18 protein-coding genes are annotated in these 20,235 nt (G+C 68.5%); 11 read left to right on the plus strand and 7 right to left on the minus strand.

Annotated features, from left to right (window positions below; all coding sequences use genetic code 11):
* The first annotated feature begins 53 nt into the window (after positions 1 to 53).
* The 3 genes from ACTJLD_RS37675 (at position 54) to ACTJLD_RS37685 (ending at position 3,888) form a co-directional block, all read left to right on the plus strand.
* Positions 54 to 821 carry a class II aldolase/adducin family protein gene (locus ACTJLD_RS37675; protein ID WP_119336622.1) on the plus strand — a complete coding sequence of 256 codons (768 nt, stop codon included), beginning with the start codon at positions 54 to 56 and terminating at the stop codon, positions 819 to 821.
* A gap of 108 nt (positions 822 to 929) precedes the next feature.
* Positions 930 to 2,759, plus strand: a complete 1,830-nt coding sequence (locus tag ACTJLD_RS37680; RefSeq protein ID WP_440661306.1) for an acyl-CoA dehydrogenase — start codon at positions 930 to 932, stop codon at positions 2,757 to 2,759.
* A gap of 148 nt (positions 2,760 to 2,907) precedes the next feature.
* Entirely contained in the window at positions 2,908 to 3,888 is a 981-nt protein-coding gene (locus tag ACTJLD_RS37685; RefSeq protein WP_176115685.1) for an NADPH:quinone oxidoreductase family protein, read from the plus strand.
* Positions 3,889 to 4,005: 117 nt separating this feature from the next.
* Here ACTJLD_RS37685 and ACTJLD_RS37690 read toward each other — a convergent pair whose 3' ends face one another.
* Positions 4,006 to 4,542, minus strand: a complete 537-nt coding sequence (locus ACTJLD_RS37690) for a PadR family transcriptional regulator (RefSeq protein WP_021157238.1) — start codon at positions 4,540 to 4,542, stop codon at positions 4,006 to 4,008.
* A 151-nt stretch (positions 4,543 to 4,693) separates the two neighbouring features.
* Here ACTJLD_RS37690 and ACTJLD_RS37695 point away from each other — a divergent pair, with 151 nt between their 5' ends.
* Positions 4,694 to 6,718 (plus strand): oxidoreductase, encoded by a 2,025-nt coding sequence (locus ACTJLD_RS37695; RefSeq protein WP_440661309.1) that lies wholly within the window; start codon positions 4,694 to 4,696, stop codon positions 6,716 to 6,718.
* Positions 6,719 to 6,762: 44 nt separating this feature from the next.
* Positions 6,763 to 7,203 (plus strand): nuclear transport factor 2 family protein, encoded by a 441-nt coding sequence (locus ACTJLD_RS37700; protein WP_060312121.1) that lies wholly within the window; start codon positions 6,763 to 6,765, stop codon positions 7,201 to 7,203.
* A 182-nt stretch (positions 7,204 to 7,385) separates the two neighbouring features.
* On the opposite strand, the gene ACTJLD_RS37705 is transcribed toward ACTJLD_RS37700, so the two are convergent.
* Genes ACTJLD_RS37705 through ACTJLD_RS37725 form a run of 5 tightly spaced genes read right to left on the minus strand, consistent with a single transcriptional unit; the run spans position 7,386 to position 12,458 of the window.
* Positions 7,386 to 8,462: an alpha/beta hydrolase family protein gene (locus tag ACTJLD_RS37705; protein WP_440661310.1), complete on the minus strand. Its 1,077-nt coding sequence runs from the start codon at positions 8,460 to 8,462 to the stop codon at positions 7,386 to 7,388.
* Positions 8,463 to 8,475: 13 nt separating this feature from the next.
* Complete coding sequence (gene mhpA / locus ACTJLD_RS37710) at positions 8,476 to 10,152, minus strand: bifunctional 3-(3-hydroxy-phenyl)propionate/3-hydroxycinnamic acid hydroxylase MhpA (protein WP_440661311.1); 1,677 nt, start codon at positions 10,150 to 10,152, stop codon at positions 8,476 to 8,478.
* Between the two features lie 50 nt (positions 10,153 to 10,202).
* On the minus strand, positions 10,203 to 11,270 hold the full coding sequence (locus ACTJLD_RS37715; RefSeq protein ID WP_440661312.1) for a maleylacetate reductase: 1,068 nt from the start codon (positions 11,268 to 11,270) through the stop codon (positions 10,203 to 10,205).
* A 7-nt stretch (positions 11,271 to 11,277) separates the two neighbouring features.
* A complete protein-coding gene (locus ACTJLD_RS37720) occupies positions 11,278 to 11,580 on the minus strand; it encodes a Dabb family protein (RefSeq protein ID WP_027787834.1) in 303 nt (100 codons plus the stop codon).
* Positions 11,577 to 12,458 carry an intradiol ring-cleavage dioxygenase gene (locus ACTJLD_RS37725; RefSeq protein WP_440661313.1) on the minus strand — a complete coding sequence of 294 codons (882 nt, stop codon included), beginning with the start codon at positions 12,456 to 12,458 and terminating at the stop codon, positions 11,577 to 11,579. Before ACTJLD_RS37725 ends, ACTJLD_RS37720 begins: the two co-directional genes overlap by 4 nt.
* Before the next feature lie 117 nt (positions 12,459 to 12,575).
* On the opposite strand from ACTJLD_RS37725, the gene ACTJLD_RS37730 reads away from it, so the two are divergent.
* Together ACTJLD_RS37730 and ACTJLD_RS37735 are read left to right on the plus strand one after the other, a co-directional pair.
* Positions 12,576 to 13,499: a LysR family transcriptional regulator gene (locus tag ACTJLD_RS37730; RefSeq protein WP_060357331.1), complete on the plus strand. Its 924-nt coding sequence runs from the start codon at positions 12,576 to 12,578 to the stop codon at positions 13,497 to 13,499.
* A gap of 162 nt (positions 13,500 to 13,661) precedes the next feature.
* A complete protein-coding gene (locus ACTJLD_RS37735; protein ID WP_440661314.1) occupies positions 13,662 to 14,570 on the plus strand; it encodes a SphA family protein in 909 nt (302 codons plus the stop codon).
* A 34-nt stretch (positions 14,571 to 14,604) separates the two neighbouring features.
* Here the strand turns inward: ACTJLD_RS37735 and ACTJLD_RS37740 are convergent, their stop codons facing one another.
* Positions 14,605 to 14,898 carry a hypothetical protein gene (locus ACTJLD_RS37740; RefSeq protein ID WP_440661315.1) on the minus strand — a complete coding sequence of 98 codons (294 nt, stop codon included), beginning with the start codon at positions 14,896 to 14,898 and terminating at the stop codon, positions 14,605 to 14,607.
* Positions 14,899 to 15,276: 378 nt separating this feature from the next.
* On the opposite strand from ACTJLD_RS37740, the gene ACTJLD_RS37745 reads away from it, so the two are divergent.
* From ACTJLD_RS37745 to ACTJLD_RS37760, 4 genes are read left to right on the plus strand one after another with little or no spacing between them, the layout of a single operon-like run.
* The gene (locus ACTJLD_RS37745) at positions 15,277 to 17,367 is read left to right on the plus strand and encodes a TonB-dependent receptor (protein ID WP_440661379.1); all 2,091 of its coding nucleotides are present in this window, start codon (positions 15,277 to 15,279) and stop codon (positions 17,365 to 17,367) included.
* Between the two features lie 29 nt (positions 17,368 to 17,396).
* Positions 17,397 to 18,164, plus strand: a complete 768-nt coding sequence (locus ACTJLD_RS37750) for an ABC transporter ATP-binding protein (protein WP_060280011.1) — start codon at positions 17,397 to 17,399, stop codon at positions 18,162 to 18,164.
* Positions 18,161 to 19,177: an ABC transporter substrate-binding protein gene (locus tag ACTJLD_RS37755; RefSeq protein WP_440661317.1), complete on the plus strand. Its 1,017-nt coding sequence runs from the start codon at positions 18,161 to 18,163 to the stop codon at positions 19,175 to 19,177. The genes ACTJLD_RS37750 and ACTJLD_RS37755 overlap by 4 nt, the downstream gene beginning before the upstream one ends.
* Complete coding sequence (locus ACTJLD_RS37760) at positions 19,174 to 20,214, plus strand: FecCD family ABC transporter permease (RefSeq protein WP_440661319.1); 1,041 nt, start codon at positions 19,174 to 19,176, stop codon at positions 20,212 to 20,214. The genes ACTJLD_RS37755 and ACTJLD_RS37760 overlap by 4 nt, the downstream gene beginning before the upstream one ends.
* Positions 20,215 to 20,235: the final 21 nt, after the last annotated feature.

A 20,235-nucleotide genomic window follows, 5' to 3' on the forward strand; every position in this document is an offset into this window, starting at 1 on the left:
GGGCCGTATCGTGCGGCCCGGTACGCATCCATCCTTGAACAAGGAGTGTCGACATGGCCTCGTCCGATGTCAGCGTGAAGCAGGCGGTTTCCCCCACCGAATGGGACGCGCGAGTCAACCTGGCGGCGGCTTACCGCCTCACCGCGCTGTTCGGCTGGGACGATCTCGTGTTCACCCATATTTCCGCGCGCATCCCCGGCCCGGAGCATCATTTCCTGATCAACCCGTACGGCATGATGTTCGACGAGATCACGGCATCGTCGCTGGTGAAGGTGGATCTCGAAGGACGCAAGGTGTCCGAATCGCCGTACGAGATCAACCCGGCCGGCTTCACCATCCACAGCGCGGTGCACGCGGCCCGCGACGACGCGCTGTGCGTGATGCATACGCATTCGATCAACGGCGTCGCCGTGTCGGCGCAGGCGGGCGGGTTGCTGCCGCTGTCGCAGCAGTCGCTCGGCGTGCTGGCGTCGCTCGGCTATCACGACTACGAGGGCATTGCGCTCAACGAAGGCGAAAAGGCGCGCCTCGTGCGCGACCTCGGCGCCCACACGAACCTGATGCTGCGCAACCACGGCCTGCTGACCGTCGGAGCGACGCCGGCAGACGCATTCGTCGCGATGTACTTCTTCGAAGCGGCCTGCATGATCCAGGTGCGCGCGCAGGCCGGCGGCACCGCGCTGTTGCCGATCGCACAGCCGATTCTCGACGGCATCAAGCAGCAGATCGCCGCGGTGACGCGCGGCATGGGGGCCGGCGCACTCGTCTGGCCCGGGCTGCTGCGCCGGCTCGATCGACGCAATCCGGGGTACGCGGACTAGCTCATCCGTCGTTGTTGTTTGCGAACGACCGTGCTAAATTCCTGCCAGCATTCGCAATCACGGAACCCTTCATTCGGCTGACGAAGCCGGCCCCCGGGAGGCAGCACGATGAGCTTGTTGATGTCGCGACGCGATCTCGCGTTCCTGTTGTACGACTGGCTCGATGCGGAGGCGCTCGTCGCGCTGCCGCGCTACGCGGAGCACAGTCGCGAGACCTTCGACGCGGTGCTCGATACCAGCGAGCGGATTGCCGAAGACCTGTTCGCGCCGCATGCGGCACGAGGCGATCGCGAGGAACCGCACTTCGACGGCGAGCGCGTGACGCTGATCCCGGACGTCGAACCGGCCGTGCGCGCCTTCGCGGACGCCGGGCTGATCGCCGCGGGCCACGACGAAGCGCTCGGCGGCATGCGCTTGCCGAAGCTGGTCGAAGCCGCGTCGTTCCTGTTCTTCCAGGCCGCGAACATCGCGACCGCCGCCTATCCGTTCCTGACCGTCGCCAACGCGAACCTGCTCGTCGCGCATGGCACCCCCGCGCAGATCGACGCGTTCGCGCGCCCGGAGCTGGAAGGGCGCTACTTCGGCACCATGTGCCTGTCCGAGCCGCAAGCCGGTTCGTCGCTGTCCGACATCGCGACGCGCGCGGATTTCGAGTGCGACTCGCCGCTCGGCCCGCGCTACCGGCTGACCGGCAACAAGATGTGGATCTCGGGCGGCGAACACGAGTTGACGGAGAACATCGTCCACCTCGTGCTCGCGAAGATTCCCGACGAACACGGCCGGCTGCTGCCCGGCACGCGCGGCATCTCGCTGTTCATCGTGCCCAAGTACCTGCCCGGTACCGACGGCGCCGCGCAGGGCGAGCACAACGACGTGGTGCTCGCCGGGCTGAACCACAAGATGGGCTACCGCGGCACCACCAACTGCCTGCTGAACTTCGGCGAAGGCACGCGCTACCGGCCGGAAGGGCGGGCGGGTGCGATCGGTTATCTGGTCGGCCAGCCGAACCACGGCCTCGCGTACATGTTCCACATGATGAACGAGGCACGCATCGGTGTCGGCGCGGGCGCGGTGGCGCTCGGCTACACGGGTTATCTGCACGCGCTCGACTACGCGCGGAACCGGCCTCAAGGGCGTCCGCTGGGGCCGGCGGGCAAGGATGCCGCCGCGCCGCAGGCGCCGATCGTCGAGCATCCGGACGTGCGGCGCATGCTGCTCGCGCAGAAGGCCTATGTCGAAGGCGGTCTCGCGCTGATCCTGTACTGCGCGAAGCTGGTCGACGAAGCGCGCGCGCACGACGACGCGACCGTGCGCGCCCAGGCCGAGCGGCTGCTCGACATCCTGACGCCGATCGCGAAAAGCTGGCCGTCGCAGTGGTGTCTCGCGGCGAACGACCTCGCGATCCAGGTGCACGGCGGCTACGGCTACACGCGCGATTACGCGGTCGAGCGGCTCTATCGCGACAATCGGCTCAACCCGATACACGAAGGCACGCACGGAATCCAGGCGCTCGACCTGCTGGGCCGCAAGGTCGCGCAGGACGATGGCGCACTGCTGCACGCGCTCGACGGGAGAATCGGTGCGAGCGTCGAACGCGCGCGGGCGCTCGACGCGGGCCTGCGAGAGCAGGCCGATGCGCTGGCGCAGCGCTGGTCGCGGCTGCTCGACGTCACTCGACAGCTCGGCGCGATCGGCGATCAGCAGGCGCGGCTCGCGAACGCGAGTGTCTATCTGGAAGCGTTCGGCCATCTCGTCGTCGCGTGGCTGTGGCTCGACGTGACGCTCGCCGCGCACGGGCAAACCGGCGATTTCCACGACGGCAAGCGTGCGGCCGCCCGCTACTTCTTCCGCTGGGAATTGCCGAAAGTGGACGCACAGCTCGATCTGCTGTCGAGCGTCGACACGACGACGCTCGACATGCGCGACGCGTGGTTCTGAACGTGGCCGCACCGACATTCCGGAATACTGACGATGTGGCGAAGGCCGGCTCGGAAGGCTATCGCACACGCGTCGTGAACCGGGCGCGCGGGAACATCCCGCAAACCGCATCGATGCGCGGCCGCGCCGCGCAAGGAGAGAGAAGCGCATGAAAGCCCTGTTGTGTACCGCATTTGGCCCGATCGACAGCTTGCGCATCGAAGACGTCGAGATTCCCGAACCGGCGGCCGGCCAGGTTCGGGTCCGGGTGAAGGCCGCGTCGCTCAATTTTCCCGACGCGCTGATCGTCCAGGGGTTGTATCAGGTGAAGCCGGCGCTGCCGTTTTCGCCGGGCGCCGAGTTTGCCGGCGTGATCGACGCGGTCGGCGAGGGCGTTACCGCGTGGCGGCCCGGCGATTCGGTGGTCGCGTTCACGGGGCACGGCGGGTTCGCGCAGCAGTGTTTGGCCGATGCGCACCAGATCGCTCCGTTGCCGCCGGGGATGACGTTCGAGCAGGGCGCGGCGCTCGTGCTCGCATACGGCACGTCGCTGCACGCGTTGCAGCAGCGCGCGCGGCTGCAGGCGGGCGAGACGCTGCTCGTGCTGGGCGCGGCGGGCGGGGTCGGGCTCGCCGCGATCGAGATCGCGAAGGCGCTCGGCGCGCGCGTGATCGCGGCGGCGTCGAGCGCGGACAAGCTCGCGCTGTGCCGTGAAGCCGGCGCGGACGAGACGATCGACTATGCGACCGAAGACCTGCGCCGCCGCGTGGACGAGCTGACCGGCGGGCGCGGCGCCGACGTCGTCTACGATCCGGTGGGCGGCGCATACAGCGAGGCGGCGCTGCGCGCGACCGCATGGCGCGGCCGGTTCCTCGTCGTCGGGTTCGCGGCCGGCGAGATTCCGAAGATCGCGCTGAACCTCGCGCTGCTCAAGGAGCGCGACATCCTCGGCGTGTTCTGGGGCGACGCGGTGCGCCGCGACCCGGCGCAGCATGTCGCGAACATGCGCTTGCTGGCCGAATGGTTCTCGGCCGGCAAGGTGCGGCCCGCGATCACCGAACGCGTGTCGCTGGCCGGCGCGACCGATGCGATCGCGCGGATGGCGAACCGGCAGGTGAAGGGCAAGGTGGTGATTCTGCCGGACGCGTGACTACGGTATGGCGCGTCGCGGCGCAATGCGCGCCGCGCTCGCCGTGCGTCCTCGACGGCCGCGTGCGCCGGTGCAACACCGGTGCAGCCGTGCCGGCGGCCCCCGCGCGAACCCGGTTCAGTCCTTCGGCAGGCGCAGCGTGTCGAGCGCATGCTGCGAAAACTCGACCCAGAACCGCTCGTTCGCAATGCCGGCCTGCAGCACCAGATGCTGCAGGCGCTTCGTGCGTGAATCGTCGGGCGTCGAAAAATCGCGCGCCTCGATCTGCAGATACAGGTCGAGCTTTTCCTGGTGAAGCGCGATGCGCCGCCTGATTTCGTCCTCGAGGCCGGCCGGCCCGAGCACCGCTTCCGCGCGCAGGCGCACCATCAATGCTTCGCGCAGCGGCGTCGGATCTTCCGGTTCGGCGATCCAGCGCCGCAGTTCCTTTTTGCCGGCCGGCAGGATCCGGTACGCGCGCTTGCGGCCGCGCCCCGATTCGGCGGGCAGCGATTCGATCCAGCCCGTTTCCTCGAGGCGCCCCAGTTCGCGGTAGATCTGCTGGTGCGTGGCCTGCCAGAAATAGCCGATCGAGCGATCGAAGCGGTCGGCGAGCTCGGACCCCGAACCGGGACGTTCGGCGAGCGCGGTGAGGAGTGCGTGAGGCAGGGACATGTCGGATCGGATGAGGCTGCGGAATGAACCGCATCTTGCCATATCGGGGCCACAGTACAAGCCACGGGTCATGTTTATGCAACTTGTTGCGTAAACGAACGCGGTGAACTACCATCTGTGCAACTTGTTGCATAAAAAATGGAGACACTCGATGGCATCCCGCTATCCGCATTTGACGACCCCGCTCGAACTGGGCTTCACGTCGCTCAGGAACCGCGTACTGATGGGGTCGATGCACGTCGGCCTCGAGGAAGCGCCGCACGGATTCGAGCGAATGGCGGCGTTCTACGCGGAGCGCGCGCGAGGCGAGGCCGGCCTGATCGTCACGGGTGGCTTCGCGCCGAACGAACGCGGCCGCCCGGCGCCGGGCGGCGCGATGCTGACGACCGATGCGGAAGCCGAACGCCATCGCGTCGTGACGCGCGCGGTGCATGCGGAGGGCGGCAGGATCGCGCTGCAGATCCTCCACTTCGGGCGCTACGCATATCACCCGGCGCTCGCCGCGCCCAGTGCGCTGAAAGCGCCGATCAACCGGTTCACGCCGCATGCGTTGAGTGGCGACGAAGTCGACGAGACGATCGCCGATTTCGTCCGATGCGCGGCGCTTGCGCAGCATGCGGGCTACGACGGTGTCGAGATCATGGGGTCCGAGGGCTACCTGATCAACGAGTTCATTGCCGCGCGCACGAACCATCGCGACGACGCGTGGGGCGGCGCCTACGAGAATCGCATCCGTTTCGCGGTCGAGATCGTGCGGCGCGTGCGCGAGCGGGTGGGCACGAACTTCATCGTCATCTACCGGCTGTCGATGCTCGATCTCGTCGAAGGCGGCTCGACGCTCGACGAGGTGATCCGGCTCGCGCAGGCGATCGAGGCGGCCGGTGCGACGATCCTCAATACCGGTATCGGCTGGCACGAGGCGCGTATTCCGACGATCGCGACCAAGGTGCCGCGCGCCGCGTACGCATGGGTTACGCGGCAATTGATGGGCAAGGTCGGCATCCCGCTCGTGGCGACCAACCGGATCAACACGCCGGAAGTCGCCGAACAGTTGCTCGCCGACGGCTATTGCGACATGGTGTCGATGGCGCGGCCATTCCTCGCCGACGCCGAATTCGTGCGCAAGGCGCGGGAAGGGCGCGCGGACGAAATCAACACGTGCATCGGCTGCAACCAGGCGTGCCTCGACCATACGTTCAGCGGCAGGATCACGTCCTGCCTCGTGAATCCGCGCGCCTGCCACGAAACCGAGCTCGTGATCCGCCCCGCACGGCAGCGCAAGCGCATCGCGGTGGTCGGTGCCGGTCCGGCGGGCCTCGGTTTCGCGGTCACGGCGGCCGAGCGCGGTCACGCGGTGACGCTGTACGAAGCGGGTGCCGAGATCGGCGGCCAGTTCAACATCGCGAAGAAGGTGCCGGGCAAGGAGGAGTTCAACGAAACGCTGCGTTACTTCCGCCGGCAGATCGAGTTGCGCGGCATCACGCTGCATGTCAATACGCGCGCGAGCGCCGAGATGCTGCTGCAGGGCGAATTCGACGAAGTGGTGATCGCGACGGGCATCGTGCCGCGCACGCCGCCGATCGACGGCGTCGGGCATCCGAAGACGCTCGGTTATCTCGACGTGCTGCGCGACGACAAGGCCGTGGGCCGCAGCGTCGCGATCGTCGGCGCCGGCGGAATCGGTTTCGACGTCGCGGAATATCTGGTTCATCGCAATGGCGGCGAACAGGTAGACGCGGACCGGTTCTTCAACGAATGGGGCGTCGATCGATCGTATGCGGGTGCCGGCGGGCTGGGCCGTGCGCAACCCGAGCCGGCCGCGCGGCAGGTGCATCTGCTGCAGCGCAAGGCATCGAAGATCGGCGACGGGCTCGGCAAGACCACCGGGTGGATCCACCGCACGGCGCTGAAGGCGCGCGGCGTCGGCATGTCGTCGGCGGTGACGTACCGTCGCATCGACGACGAAGGATTGCACTTGACGATCGACGGCGTCGAACAGACGCTGCCGGTGGACAACGTGGTGATCTGCGCGGGGCAGGAGCCGTCGCGCGAACTGGCGGAGCAACTGCAGGCCGCCGGATGCCGCGTGCATCTGATCGGCGGCGCACACGAGGCCGCCGAACTCGATGCGAAGCGCGCGATTCACCAGGGCACGACGCTGGCCGCGACGCTTTGACGCCGATTCGTTTCTTTTCCGTCCGATGAGTCAGGAGACTTCTGATGACACACTCACCGCTGCAAGTTCATCCCGCTGTCGCGAAATCGCTCGACGTGTGGCACGCGATGATCGACAACAAGGATTTCAGTGCGCTCGAATCGATCGTTCACCCGGATGCGGTGTTCCGTTCGCCGATGGCGTTCAAGCCGTACGGGCCGGCGCCCGCGCTGTTGATGGCGCTGCGCACGGTGATCACGATCCTCGAGAATTTCGTCTATTACCGCCAGTTCGTCACCGACGACGGCCTGAGCGTGGTGCTGGAATTCAGCGCGAGCGTCGGCGACAAGGCGCTGAAGGGGATCGACATGATCCGCTTCGACGAAGAAGGGCGGATCGTGGAATTCGAAGTGATGATCCGGCCGTTCAATGCGCTGCAGGCGCTCGGTACGGAAATGGGTGCGCGGCTCGGGCAGCAGTTGCCGGCGTTCAAGGTTGGCGGTTGAAGCGACGATGACCGCGCAACTGCGCGCGTATCCCGGTTCGGCCGGCCATCATGAGCGGATGGCGAAGTACGGCTTCACACACGTGGAAACCGACGGCGTCGCGGCAGGCGGCGGTGCGACGTCGTCATGCCGGATGCCACGCGCGGTGTCGACCGTCGGCACGGCCGGTACCGCATGCGTGTTCACACGGCTGCCGCTCGCGCCAGCCGCTCGGCGAACCAGTCGCAGACGAGCGCGGTGCGCTCGGACGCGTGGTTGTAGATCGTGTGCTCGCCGTCCGGCCAGACCTTGAGCGTCGCATCGCCGGACGTCGCGGCATCGAGAAACGGCTGTTGATCGTCGATCCGGATCAGCGGATCTTCGCCGCCGTGCAGCACCAGCAGCGGACACGCGATACGGTCGCGTTCGGACGAGAAACGCATCCGCGCGAAGTTCGCCGCCACGGCATCGGGATCGTCGTTGCCGAGCATCGCCGCGGCCTGCTCGACGAACGTGCGGAACGGCAGCAGCGTCGGCGCCGCGAGCGCGCCGTTCACGCAACAGGCCGCGATCCGTCGGTCACTCGCGGCAGTCGACGCCGCCCACAACCCGCCGATGCTGTTCCCCCAGATACCGATCGGCCCGGGCACACGATCGGCGACGTGGTCGACGAAGCGCCGATAGGCGGCGCTCATGTCGACGTCGACGAAGATCCGCTGTTCGAGCCGCGTCTCGCCCTGGCCCGGCCCCTCGGCGAGCAGCGTGGCGAGGCCGCGTGCCGCGAGTGCGCGCGCGATCGGCCAGTACGCGAAGCCCCAGCCGCTCTGGCCGCCGAACACGATCACGGTGCCGAGTACGCGCTCCGCCGGCGGCCGCACCAGCCAGCCGATCAGGCGCGCATCGCCGAACGGCACTTCGACACGTTCGATGCGCTTGTCGGACCAGCGCGCGAGGCCGTGCGACGCGTCGACGAGCCGCGCATAAAGCGCGCGCTTGCGCGGCACGTCGTGGTTGAACGCCATCTGTGCGAACAGCAGGTTCGCGATGGCCATCGCCTGCGCGTCGGCGGCCGTGACCAGATGGCCGGCATCCGCCGCCTGCGCGGCGCGCGCGAGCTGCGCGTCGGCCAGCGCTTCGGCCGCGACGTCCCACGGTTCGCCGTTGGACGTGCGGGCGTGCAGCGCGGTTGCGTCCGCGTAGTCCATCCCGCAATCGAGCAGGCGCGTGACGGGCATCGCGCGCTGCAGCGACAGCGCGAACGGTGACAGTTTGGTCGTCATGCGTCGGTCTCCTTCACGATGCGTGGGTGACGGCTGGCGAAGCCGCCGAAGTTGCCGAAGCCGCGGCAGGCTCGCTCGAAACGGCGGACCAGTGCAGTGTGTCGCGCAGCGCGTCGACGAGCGCGCCGAGATCGCGCAGGTCGCTTACCGAACCGAACACGATGAAATCGGGCCGCTTGATATACGCGGCGATGCCGTGCGCGTGCATGAACGCGTGCTGCTCGCCGTCTAGATCGACCACGGCATCCGGCGCGCACACGTCGTCGGCCAGCACGGCCACGTGACAGCCGAGCTGCGCGAGGAATGCGCGCTGCGCGTCGTCGAGATGGCGGGCAGGATGCTCGCGCGTGACGAGCTGGAAACCCTGGCCGACCACGTCGTCGAAACGGCCCTCGGCCGCGCCGCGCCGTGCGCGGCCTTGCGGGGCCGGTGCGCCCGTCGTCGGCAGCAGCGTGCCGTCGGCTTGTGCGTGCACGATGCCGTGGCCGAGCTTCGGGAACGGCGGCATCGGCGGCATGTTGCCGGAGCGGAACGCCGCGTCGCGCTCGGCGACCTTGCGCGGATCGTCCTCGTTGACGACCTGCCCGAGAAACAGCGACATCTGCGTGATCGCCGTCACGTGCGGGCGGCGCTCGGCTTCATAGGTGTCGAGCAGGTCGGCGGACGCGCGCCCGGTCAGCACCAGGTCGAGCTTCCACGCGAGGTTGATGCCGTCGCGCATGCCGGAGCACGCGCCTTGTCCCATGTACGGCATCATCGTGTGCGCCGCATCGCCCGCGAGCAGCACGCGGCCGGCGCGCCAGCGTTCGGCCATGCGCGTCTCGAACGTGTAGACGACGTGCCGCAGCAGCGTCAGATCGTCCGGGCCGTAGCCGTAGTGGTCGTTGAGCCACTTCCAGCCGGCTTCTTCCGTTTCCCATTCGGCCGTCGATTCGTTCGGCAGCACGCGCAGCTCGAAACGCGTGCGCTTCGTGCCGATCGGCATGTGCATGTAAGCGCGTGCCGGATCGCAGTAGATCGTCGTGCGCGCGCAGCCGTCGCCGAGATCGCGCTTGTTTTCCGAATCGAGATTGAGCCAGCGTTCGTTGCAGCCGAAATCGGAGCGTTCGATGCCGAGCGTGCGGCGCACGAGGCTGTTCGCGCCGTCGGCGCCGATCACGTAGCGCGCGCGAATGACGCGCGGCCTGTCGGTCCATTGCGCGTCCTGGCCGCAGCGGGACGGATGCGCGGTCAGCGTCACGCCGTCGTCGTCCTGCCGCAGTGCGTCGACTTCCCAGCCGCGCAGGATCGTCACGTTCTTGAAGGCACTGGCGCGTGCATCGATCGCGTCCTCGATGTCGGGCTGGTAGATCGAGATGTGCGCGGGATAGCCGCATGCGCGGCCGGTCCAGTTCAGTTCGAGCAGCAGGTCGCCGTTCGCGTCGCAGTAGTGGTAGGTGTCGACGGCCTTCGCGTTGCGCAGCGCGTGATCGACGTCGGCACTGGCCTGCACGATGCGCGCGGTTTCGCCGTCGATGTGCGTGAGGCGCGGCAGGCCGTAGGGCGTCGGCCAGCGTTCGAGGACGATCACGCGATGGCCGGCACGGCCCAGCATCGATGCGGCGACGAGGCCGGTCGGGCCGTAGCCGACGATCGCGACGTCGCAGTGTTCGGCGGTGCTGTTGCCGTGCGCGCTCGATTCGGTATTCATGTGGGATGTCTCCATGATGGTGGCGTCTGTTGGTTTGTCGTGTGTTCGATTCAGCGCGCGGTGGAGCCGGGCAGGTTGCCGTCGAACGCGTCCTGCAGCAGCGCGCGCAGGCCGTCGCGTTCGATCGGGCGAGGGTTCCAGTACGGATTGGCGGCCGCGAGATCGGCCGCGCGATCGAGGTCGACCTCCTGCATGCCGATCGCCTTCAACGAGACGGGCGCGCCGTTGTCGAGCGCCAGTGCGTAGAGGCCGCGCGCCGCGTCGTTCGTGCCGATCGCGCGGGCGATGCGCTGCATCGCGTCCGGCGCATGCGCCGCGTTGTACGCGAGCGCATGCGGCAGCACGACCGTATGGGTCGGCGCGTGTGGCAGGTTGAAGCTGCCGCCGAGCGTATGACAGAGCTTGTGATGCAGCGCCATGCCGACGTTGCCGAGCACCATCCCGCACAGCCATGCGCCGTAAAGCGCGTCGCCGCGTGCGCCGAGATCGGCGGTGTTGCGGCGCACGCCGGGCAGGCCGCGCGCCAGCGCGCGAATCCCTTCTTCTGCGACGAGGCTCATCACCGGGTTCGCGTTGTTCGCGTAGAGGCCTTCCGCTGCGTGCGCGATCGCATTGAGCCCGCTCGTCACGGACAGCTCGACGGGCAGCGTGACGGTGAGCGCGGGATCGTAGATCACCGTTTTCGGCAGGACGCGCGCGTCGGAGCCCGTGCGCTTGATGCCGCCTTCCGTCAGGCCGTAGATCGGGGTCATCTCGCTGCCCGCATACGTCGTCGGGATGGCGAGGATAGGCAGGCTGCTTTCGAGCGCGATCGCCTTGCCGAGGCCGATCGTGGAGCCGCCGCCGATCGCGATCGCGCAATCCGCACCGCACGACCGGGCGAACGCCTGCGCATCGCGGGCGATTTCGATCGGCACGTGCATCGTCGCGCGATCGTACAACCCGGCCGCTCGCGCGCCGAGCCGCTCGACGATGGGTTGCGCGAGGTCGCGCTGCTCCGGCGTGCAGAGCACGAGCGCACGCTGCGCGCCCAGTTCCAGCACTTCGCGTTCGAGATGGTCGAGGCTGCCTGCGCCGAAGATCACGCGTGCGGGGCGTGCCTGGTAAATGAAATTCATGTCGTCGTCACTCCATTGCGTAGTCGACCTGGTGGCGCGCGATGCGCAGGCCGGCCAGTGAGTCGCGTACGCGTGCGTGTTCAGGATGCGTCGCGTATCCGTCGAGCGCTTCGCGCGACTCGAATTCGGCGACGAGAATCAGGTCGCACGCGTAATCGGCCGCGCTGAAATCCGCGCCGACCTCGAGGTGCGTCATGCCTGGAATCCGGCCGCGCAGGCTTTCGAATGCACGCTTCACGCTGGCGCGTGCCGCCGCGCGTTCGCCGTCGGTTTCGCCTGCGACGTTCCACATCACGACGTGCCGGATCATGCGCCGCGCCCGGCGGGATTGAGCACGAAGTCGTAATCGAGCGTGTAGAACGGCGTGTCCATGCGCGAACCGTCCGGCGCGATGCCGGGCGCGTGCCGCACCCAGTCGGCGACGAGCGTCGACCGTACGCCGAATACCGCGTCGGAGTCGAGATAACGGTCGCCGTCGCGAAACACGTGCGTGATCAGCGTTTCGTAACCGCGCGCCGCGATCATGAAATGCAGGTGCGCGGGGCGCCACGGATGGCGGCCGAGCGCGTCGAGCATGGCGCCGACGGGGCCGTCGTGCGGAATCGGATACGGTTCGGCGAGGATCGAGCGGAACGCGTAACGGCCGTCGGCGCCGGTGCGCAGCCGGCCGCGCGCGCGATGCGTGACCGAACCGTCGTCGGCCGGAAGCTGGACGTCGTAGTGCCCGTCCTCGTCGGCTTGCCAGACTTCCAGCGACGCGTGCGCGACCGGCATGCCGTCGATGCCGCGCACGTGGCCGGATACGAAACAGGGCTCGCCGCATGCGCCGTTCGCGATGTCGTCGAACATCGCGAACTCGGGGCTGCCGTCGACATAGAACGGGCCGAACACGGTCGCTTCCGTGCAGCCGGCCGGTTTCGCATGGTTCTGCGCGGTGACGAGGGTCGACAGCCCGAGCACGTCGGAAAGCAGGATGAATTCCTGGCGCTTGTCGTCGGTGATGTGCCCGACCGCGGTCAGGAAGCCGATCGCGGCCTGCCATTCGGCCTCGGTGAGCCGGGTCTCCCGCGCAAACGAATGCAGGTGCTGGACGAGACTGATCATGACCGTGCGCAGCCGCTCGTCGCGACAGCCGGAGAGCGATGCGATCACGGCCTGCGTGATGGTGTCTTCGTTGAGATTGCGCATGGGGTTGTCTCCTGATGTCGTTGGATGGCGCGTTGACGTAACATTAATTCCTCCCCGGATCGTAAAAAAGATGGTTTGGAGGAGTTTTGTTCTCCGCCAAGTGGAAGAATCCAGCGCATGGACAAGTGGACGCAGATCGAATTTTTCGTGCAGGTCGCCGAGCTGGGGAGCCTGTCGAAGGCCGCCGAGCGGCTCGGCATGTCGAGCGCGGCGGCGAGCCGCTGCCTGAATGCGCTGGAGGAACGGCTGGGGGCGCGGCTCGTCGAGCGGACCACGCGCCGCCTGTGGCTGACCGACGCGGGGCACGAATACCATCGGCGCTGCGTCGCGATCCTGACGGAGCTGTCGGAGGCCGATGCGGCGGTCAATGAAACGAGCGTCAACCCGGCCGGCACGCTGCGCGTGACCGCTTCCGTATCGTTCGCGTCGATCTATATCGCGCCGGCGTTACCGGAGTTTCACCGGCGCTACCCGAACCTGAACGTGCAGATCATCGCGGCGAACCGCTACCCGGATTTCATCGAGGCGGGCATCGACGTGGCGATCCGCACGCGCGAGCATGAAGCGGATTCGGGCATCACTGTGCGCAAGCTCGCCGAGACACGGCGCGTGCTGGCCGCGTCGCCCGGGTATCTGGCGAAGCACGGCGCGCCGGCGACGCCCGATGCGCTGTGCGACCACCGGTTGCTGGTCTACAACCTCGCGAACGATCCGTACGTGCTGCATTTCCGCCGCGGCGCGAAGAAGCAGTCGGTCACGATCAGGAGCGTGCTCGATGCGAACGAAGGGCAGGTGATCCGCGCGGCGGCGCTTGCCGGGCTCGGCATCCTGATCCAGCCGCTCTACATCATCCACGACGATATCGTCGCGGGAAAGCTGGTGCCGGTGCTCACCGACTGGCAACTGCCGGCGCTCACCGTCAACATCGCGTACCAGAGCCGCCGTCACCAGCCGGCGAAGATCCGTGTCTTCACCGAGTTCCTGATCGAGCGTTTCGAACGCCTCGGGCTCGCGCGCAAATGGAAGGAAGTCGGCCGCTGATCGCGGGCCGTCGCCGCACCGCCGCGCATTTCTCCGTGTAACGAAGAACTGTTCTCCTGAAGGTCGTCTTTTTCGCCGCTGTCGTGCGCTTTACATTGCGTCTCCCCGGGCCTGCGATGCCCGGCACGCGATGACACGATAACAATCCGGTCTGGAGACGACATGAAATTCACCTTGCGACGGGTACCCTTGGCATTCCTGATCGCCGGCGCCATTCAGGTTCCGGCGTCGGCCACGGAGAACGGGCAGGTCAGCTATCCGTTCGGCGTCAACACCGTGCTGAACGGGCTGCTTCCGCCGCCCGGCAACACGCAGTACTTCAACTACGCGCTGTACTCGGTATCGAACCGGTTTGCCGGGCCGGACGGCGGCAGCGCGGTGCCGGGGTTTCACCTGAGCGTCGTCGCGGAAACGCCGCGCGTGGTCCATACCTGGGGCGCGACGTTCGGGCCGTTCTCGCTGTCGAGCAGCGCGATCGTACCGATCGTGCACCTGCATCTGTCGACACCGGGCGGTACGGGAAACCGCACGTCGCTCGGTGACGTGATCCTCGAGCCGTTCATGATCAATTACGCGAACGCATCGCAGACCTTCTTCGCGTTCTTCTCGCCGTCGTTCGCGGTGCCGAGCGGCGCGTATGCGGCGAACCGGATCGCGAACACGGGGTTGAACACGTATGCGTTCCTGCCGTACGTCAGCACGACCTGGTTTCCGGGCCGCGACTGGGAGATCTCGACGACCACGCTGCTGGAGCTGAATTCGCCGAACCATGCGACGCGATACCACTCGGGTGCGGTGGCCGTGCTCGATTACCTGGTCGGCTATTCGATCGACCGGCGCGTGCAGGTCGGCGTGCAGGGCACGTTCCTGAAGCAGTTCACCGACGATACGCAGGACGGCGTCAAGGTCGCGTCGGACGGTTTTCGCGGGCAGTCGGTCGCGATCGGCCCGCAGCTGCGTTACATGTGGGGGCCGGCGTCGGGCGTGGTCGTGAAATACCAGCACGAGTTCGCGGTGCGCAACCGGCCGCAGGGCGACAAGCTGTGGGTGCAGTTCAGTTTTCCGATCTAGGCGGCGAAGTTGTGCCGGCCGGTCGCGGCGCGCGTCATGGGCGCGGGGGCGGGTCGTAGCGGTCGTCTGCGTGTGCGAAGTCGTAATCCCGACTGAGGCGCGTGGCGCTCTGCCTGGCCGCGATCCGGCGGATGTCGGCGCGACCGCCGGCCAGGATATCGGCCAGGGCGCCACGATCGAATGCGAACAGCGCATCGGCCGACAGCCGTTTCCCCAGTGCGACCGGGACGTCATGCAACGCGACGGTTGTCGCGTATTCGCGAGCGGCAGGTCGACGAGGGCCGATGCGCTTTTGCGTCTGCATCGCGGCGTCGAAAGCGGCATGCATCGGGCGGACTGGCTTTCCGGCGGCCGAAGCGGTCGTGTCGTCGACACGTGAGCCGGCGTACCGGCCGATTTATCCAGTGATGCTGTCGAGGCGACCCGTCACGGGTTCAGCCATAGGCCGGGCGTGCTGGCCTACGGATCCTGACAAAACCCTGACGGGATAAATTGATATAACGTATCATCCGACGTTTGGATCGACGGCCGTCCGAGGCTGTCGGGCAAGCCACGTGCGACGAAACCACACGAAGACCGATACGAAGTGACGAAGACGAAACACATGCGGGCGCGCGACGCGCGGCTGCACGCCGGCTCGCGCCGGCACGACGGGGGATGGCGCTCGCGTGCCGCGTATGGTTGCGCAACCTGGGTGGGGTGCGCGATGGCGACGTCCGCCGCGCTTGCCGCGGAAGCGGCCGCACCTGCACCCGACGACCGCCATGCGCTGCCGGCGATCAACGTCAGCGCGCGATCCGCACCGGCCGACCCGCTGACGCAACCGCTCGAAACGGGCTCGCGGCTCGGGCTCGCGAGTCTCGACACCCCCGCGAGCGTCGAGTCGGTCACGGCCGGCACGATCGAGGCGCGCGGCGATCGCACGGTGCTCGATGCGGTGACGCGCACCGCGGGGTTCGCGAGCGCGATGGCGCCCGGTACCGGCGGCACCGCATTGAGCGTGCGCGGCTTCAGCGGGCAGGAATCGGTGATGACGCTGCTCGACGGCGTGCGGCTGATGCCGGCGGCCGGCACGATCACCTTCCCGTTCGACACGTGGTCGGTCGAGCGCATTGAGGTGCTGCGCGGCCCGGCGTCGGTGCTGTATGGCGAGGGGGCGATCGGCGGCGTCGTCAACGTGGTGCCGAAGCGGCCGCAGCGTGTGCGAGAGACGACGCTGCAGGCCGGTGTCGGCGCCGACGGCGCGAAGCGCTTTGCGTTCGATACGACGGGCGCGCTCGGCCCGAGGCTGTCGTATCGCTTCTACGCGAGCGATGCACGCGCGAACGGCCTCGCCGAGCGGGCCGATACGCATACGACGGCCGTCGGCGGCGCGCTGAAGTTCGATGTGAGCCCGAAGCTCACGCTGACGCTCGACTTCGACTACGGCCGCCAGATGCCGGCGACCTACCATGGCGTGCCGGCACCGAACGGCGTGCTCGATCCGTCGCTGCGCAAGCTCAACTACAACGTCGGCGATGCGACGATTGCCTACTACGACCAGTGGACGCGCCTGTCGGCCCGCTACCGGCCGACGGCCGGCGTGACGATCGACAACCAGCTCTACTACCTGACGTCGAACCGCCACTGGCGCAATGCCGAATCGTATGCGCTCGACACAGCGACGGGTCTCGTCACGCGCGGCGACTATCTGGACATCGGCCATCACCAGCGGCAGATCGGCGATCGGCTGAGCGCACGCTTCGACGGCACGCTGTTCGGCCGCGCGAACCGCTTCGTCGTCGGCACGGAATTCAGCCAGGTCACGTTCAGTGGTACCAACAATTCGCCGTACGGCGGCGAATCGACGGTGCCCGCGCACGGTTTCGATCCCGGCGTGTTCACGAGCCCCGACCCGACGGTGCCGCAGTTCAGCACGCGGGCACGGCAGGCGGCGGTGTTCGCCGAGAACCGGCTCGACGTGCTGCCGCGGCTCGCGTGGGTGAGCGGCCTGCGCTACGACCACATCGCGTTCAGCCGCGAGCAGGCCGCGACCGGCGCCGGCTTCGACAAGCGCTTCGCGAACGTCGGCTGGCGCACGGGCTTCGTGTTCGAAGTCGCGCCGACGCTCAGCGCCTATGCGCAGTACACGACAGGCGCGGAGGGCCTCGGCTCGCTGTTGACGCTGTCCGCGTCGCAGGCGAACTACCGGCTCGCCACCGGCGAACAGTGGGAGGCCGGCGTCAAGCAGACGCTGCTCGACGGCCGCGCCTACTGGACCTTCGCGGTGTACGACATCACGAAGCGCAACCTGCTCAGCTCCGATCCGTTCAATCCTGCGCTGCGCCGGCAGGTCGGCCGGCAATCGTCGCGCGGCATCGAGTTGACGGGCGGCGCGCGGCTGCCGCACGGCTGGACGATCGACGCGAACGTCGCGCTGCTGCGCGCGCGCTATGACGCGTTCAACGAGAAGGTCGGCAGCGCGACGGTGTCGCGCGCCGGCAATGCGCCGGCCAACGTGCCGCAGCAGACGGCGAACCTGTGGCTCGGCTGGGCGTTTGCCGAGCGCTGGCAGGCGAATGCGGGCATGCGTTACGTCGGCGCGACGTACGGCGACGACGCGAACCGCATACAGGTGCCGTCGTACACGGTGTTCGATGCGTCGCTGCGCTGGCAGCCGACGTCGCGCACCGAGCTCGCGCTGTACCTGCGCAATCTCGCGAACCGCACGTACGCGGTGACGACGTCGAACGGCGGCGAGCAATGGCTGCTCGGCCCGTCGCGCTCGGCGGAGCTCGTCGCGACGATGCGCTTCTAGTGCGGCGCGGCGAGCCTCCCGTGGCGCACATGCTCGACATCGAACGCGTGAGCTGGTCTCCCGGCGGCGCGATCGCCGTGCTCGATTCGGTGACGCTGAGCGTGGCCGACGGCGAGTTCGTCGGGCTGGTCGGCCCGAACGGCAGCGGCAAGACGAGCCTGCTGCGCTGCGTGTTCCGTTACGCGCGGCCCGATGCGGGCCGTGTCGCGCTCGACGCGCAGGACGTGTGGCGCATGCGGCCGCGCGCGGTCGCGCAGCGCATCGCGGTGCTGCAGCAGGAGACGCCCGACGATTTCGGGCTGACGGTCGACGAACTGGTCGGCATGGGGCGCACGCCGCACAAGCGGCCGTTCGACGCGGAGACGGCGGACGATCGCCGGATCGTCGAATCCGCACTGCACGACGTCGGCCTCGTCGAGCGCCGCGCGCAACGCTTCGCGTCGCTGTCGGGCGGCGAGAAGCAACGCGCGCTGCTGGCTCGTGCGCTCGCGCAGCAGCCTGAACTGCTGCTGCTCGACGAACCGACCAACCATCTCGACCTGCGTCATCAGCTCGAACTGCTCGCGCGCGTGCGGCGCCTCGGCATCGCGACGCTCGCCACGATTCACGATCTCAATCTCGCGGCCGCGTATTGCGACCGGCTCCACGTGCTCGCGCACGGCAGGGTCGTCGCATCGGGCGCGCCGGCCGACGTGCTGACCGAAGCGCTGCTGCGCGACGTGTTCGGCGTCGTCGCGCTCGTCGATCGCCATCCGGTCACGGGCCGGCCGCGCATCACGCCGCTTCATCCGGAATGACCGCCATGCCGTTTCCTGTCCTGCCCTCCGCGTTGCAGTCTGCGTCGTCATCCGCATTCCGCCGCCTGGTTGCCGCGATCCTGCTCGGCTGCGCGGCCGGGCATGCGGGTGCCTATCCCGTCACCGTGCGCAGTTGCGATCGCGACGTGACGTTCGACCGCGCGCCGACGCGCGCGGTGAGCAACGACGTGAACCTGACCGAGATGATGCTCGTGCTCGGCCTGAAGGACCGGCTCGTCGGCTACACCGGCATCGGCGGCTGGAAGACGGGCACCGCGCGCGTGCGCGACGCGCTGCGCGGCGTGCCCGAACTCGCGAGCCAGTATCCGTCGCTCGAGGTGCTGGCGGCCGCGCGTGCCGACTTCTATCTTGCGGGCTGGAACTACGGGATGCATGTCGGCGGCGCGGTGACGCCGGCGACCCTCGCGCCGTTCGGTATCCGGACGTACGAGCTGACCGAATCGTGCTCGCACGTGATGAAGCAGACGGCCGCGTCGTTCGACGACGTGTTCCGCGACCTGAACAATCTCGGCCGGATCTTCGGTGTCGACGCGCGCGCCGCGCAGGTCGTGGCTGCGATGCGCGCGCGTCTCGCGGCGGTGTCGCGCGCGATCGGGCGTCCGGCGCCGCTGCGCGTGTTCGTCTACGACAGCGGCACCGACAAGCCGATGACGGCCGGCGCGCTCGCGATGCCGACCGCGCTGCTGACGGCGGCCGGGGCGCGCAACGTGATGGCCGACCTGCCGCGCAGCTGGACGCAGGTGAGCTGGGAAAGCGTGGTCGCGCGCGATCCGCAGGTGATCGTGATCGTCGACTATTCGGCCGTGACGGCCGCGCAGAAGCAGCAGTTCCTGCTGAGCCAGCCGTCGCTCGCGCGCGTGGCCGCCATTCGCGACCGGCGCTTCATCGTGATTCCCTACGATGCGGCGACGCCGGGCCCCGAGAACGTCGCGGCGGTCGAGACGCTGGCGCGCGCGCTGTATCCGGCCGCGTTCGCCGGGCCGGCGCGATGAGCGGGCACGTGCGTGCGTCGCGGCCCGGCATGTGCACGGTGCTGCCGGCGCTGGCGCTGCTGCTGGTCGTGTCGATCGTCGTATCGGCCGCGTTCGGTCCGGCGCCGATCGCGATGCCGGCGGCGGTGCGGATCGTCGCCACGCACATCGTGCCGGCGTTCGGCGAGGCCGGCGCGTTCGCGGCGGGGGCGGGCGACGACAGCATCGTCTGGCTGATCCGGATGCCGCGCGCGCTGCTCGCCGCGATCGTCGGCGCGACGCTGGCAGCGGTCGGCGTCGCGTTGCAGGCGGCGACCGCGAACCGCCTGGCCGATCCGCACCTGCTCGGCGTGAGCGCGGGCGCGATGCTCGGCGCCGTCGCGGTCACCGTGCTGGCCGGCGCGGCACTCGGCCCGTTCACGCTGTCGGCTGCCGCCTTCGCGGGCGCGCTCGCGGCGACCGTCTGCGTCGTGGCGCTCGCTTACCGGCGCGGCCGGCTCGAATCGGACCGGCTGCTGCTCGCAGGCGTATCGGTGTCGTTCATGATGGCCGCGTTCGGCAACCTGCTGCTGTATCTCGGCGATCAGCGCGCCGCGTCGTCGGTGCTGTTCTGGATGCTCGGCGGCGTCGGGCTCGCGCGCTGGGATTTGCTGCCGGTGCCGGCCGCATGCGCGGTGCTTGCCGGCGGCGCGCTGTACGCGCGCCGGCGCGAACTGAATGCGCTGATGTCGGGCGACGTGGCCGCGGCCGCACTCGGGGTGCCGAGCGCGCGGATGCGGCGCGAGGTGTTCGTCGTCGCGTCGTTCGCGACCGGTGCGATGGTGGCGGTGAGCGGGGCGATCGGCTTCGTCGGACTGGTGACGCCGCATCTGTGCCGCCGCGTCGTCGGTGCCGAGCACGGCAGGCTGCTGCCGGTTGCCGCGCTGACCGGCGCGATCCTGCTCGTGTGGGCCGATGTGGCCGCCCGCACGCTCGCGGCGCCGGAGGATCTGCCGATCGGGATCGTGACCGCGATGTTCGGCAGCCTGTTCTTCGTCGCGCTGTTGCGCCGCCGCTGAGCGACGCGTGTGCACCGGCGG

Origin of the sequence: Burkholderia sp. 22088, from assembly GCF_052045915.1 — a bacterium.
Taxonomy (GTDB): Bacteria; Pseudomonadota; Gammaproteobacteria; order Burkholderiales; family Burkholderiaceae; genus Burkholderia; species Burkholderia cepacia.

Coding starts and splice junctions, on each gene's coding strand:
- ACTJLD_RS37675 (WP_119336622.1), top strand. CDS start 54: ATGGCCTCGTCCGATGTCAGCGTGAAGCAGGCGGTTTCCCCCACCGAA.
- ACTJLD_RS37680 (WP_440661306.1), top strand. CDS start 930: ATGAGCTTGTTGATGTCGCGACGCGATCTCGCGTTCCTGTTGTACGAC.
- ACTJLD_RS37685 (WP_176115685.1), top strand. CDS start 2,908: ATGAAAGCCCTGTTGTGTACCGCATTTGGCCCGATCGACAGCTTGCGC.
- ACTJLD_RS37690 (WP_021157238.1), bottom strand. CDS start 4,542: ATGTCCCTGCCTCACGCACTCCTCACCGCGCTCGCCGAACGTCCCGGT.
- ACTJLD_RS37695 (WP_440661309.1), top strand. CDS start 4,694: ATGGCATCCCGCTATCCGCATTTGACGACCCCGCTCGAACTGGGCTTC.
- ACTJLD_RS37700 (WP_060312121.1), top strand. CDS start 6,763: ATGACACACTCACCGCTGCAAGTTCATCCCGCTGTCGCGAAATCGCTC.
- ACTJLD_RS37705 (WP_440661310.1), bottom strand. CDS start 8,462: ATGACGACCAAACTGTCACCGTTCGCGCTGTCGCTGCAGCGCGCGATG.
- mhpA (WP_440661311.1), bottom strand. CDS start 10,152: ATGAATACCGAATCGAGCGCGCACGGCAACAGCACCGCCGAACACTGC.
- ACTJLD_RS37715 (WP_440661312.1), bottom strand. CDS start 11,270: ATGAATTTCATTTACCAGGCACGCCCCGCACGCGTGATCTTCGGCGCA.
- ACTJLD_RS37720 (WP_027787834.1), bottom strand. CDS start 11,580: ATGATCCGGCACGTCGTGATGTGGAACGTCGCAGGCGAAACCGACGGC.
- ACTJLD_RS37725 (WP_440661313.1), bottom strand. CDS start 12,458: ATGCGCAATCTCAACGAAGACACCATCACGCAGGCCGTGATCGCATCG.
- ACTJLD_RS37730 (WP_060357331.1), top strand. CDS start 12,576: ATGGACAAGTGGACGCAGATCGAATTTTTCGTGCAGGTCGCCGAGCTG.
- ACTJLD_RS37735 (WP_440661314.1), top strand. CDS start 13,662: ATGAAATTCACCTTGCGACGGGTACCCTTGGCATTCCTGATCGCCGGC.
- ACTJLD_RS37740 (WP_440661315.1), bottom strand. CDS start 14,898: ATGCATGCCGCTTTCGACGCCGCGATGCAGACGCAAAAGCGCATCGGC.
- ACTJLD_RS37745 (WP_440661379.1), top strand. CDS start 15,277: ATGGCGACGTCCGCCGCGCTTGCCGCGGAAGCGGCCGCACCTGCACCC.
- ACTJLD_RS37750 (WP_060280011.1), top strand. CDS start 17,397: ATGCTCGACATCGAACGCGTGAGCTGGTCTCCCGGCGGCGCGATCGCC.
- ACTJLD_RS37755 (WP_440661317.1), top strand. CDS start 18,161: ATGACCGCCATGCCGTTTCCTGTCCTGCCCTCCGCGTTGCAGTCTGCG.
- ACTJLD_RS37760 (WP_440661319.1), top strand. CDS start 19,174: ATGAGCGGGCACGTGCGTGCGTCGCGGCCCGGCATGTGCACGGTGCTG.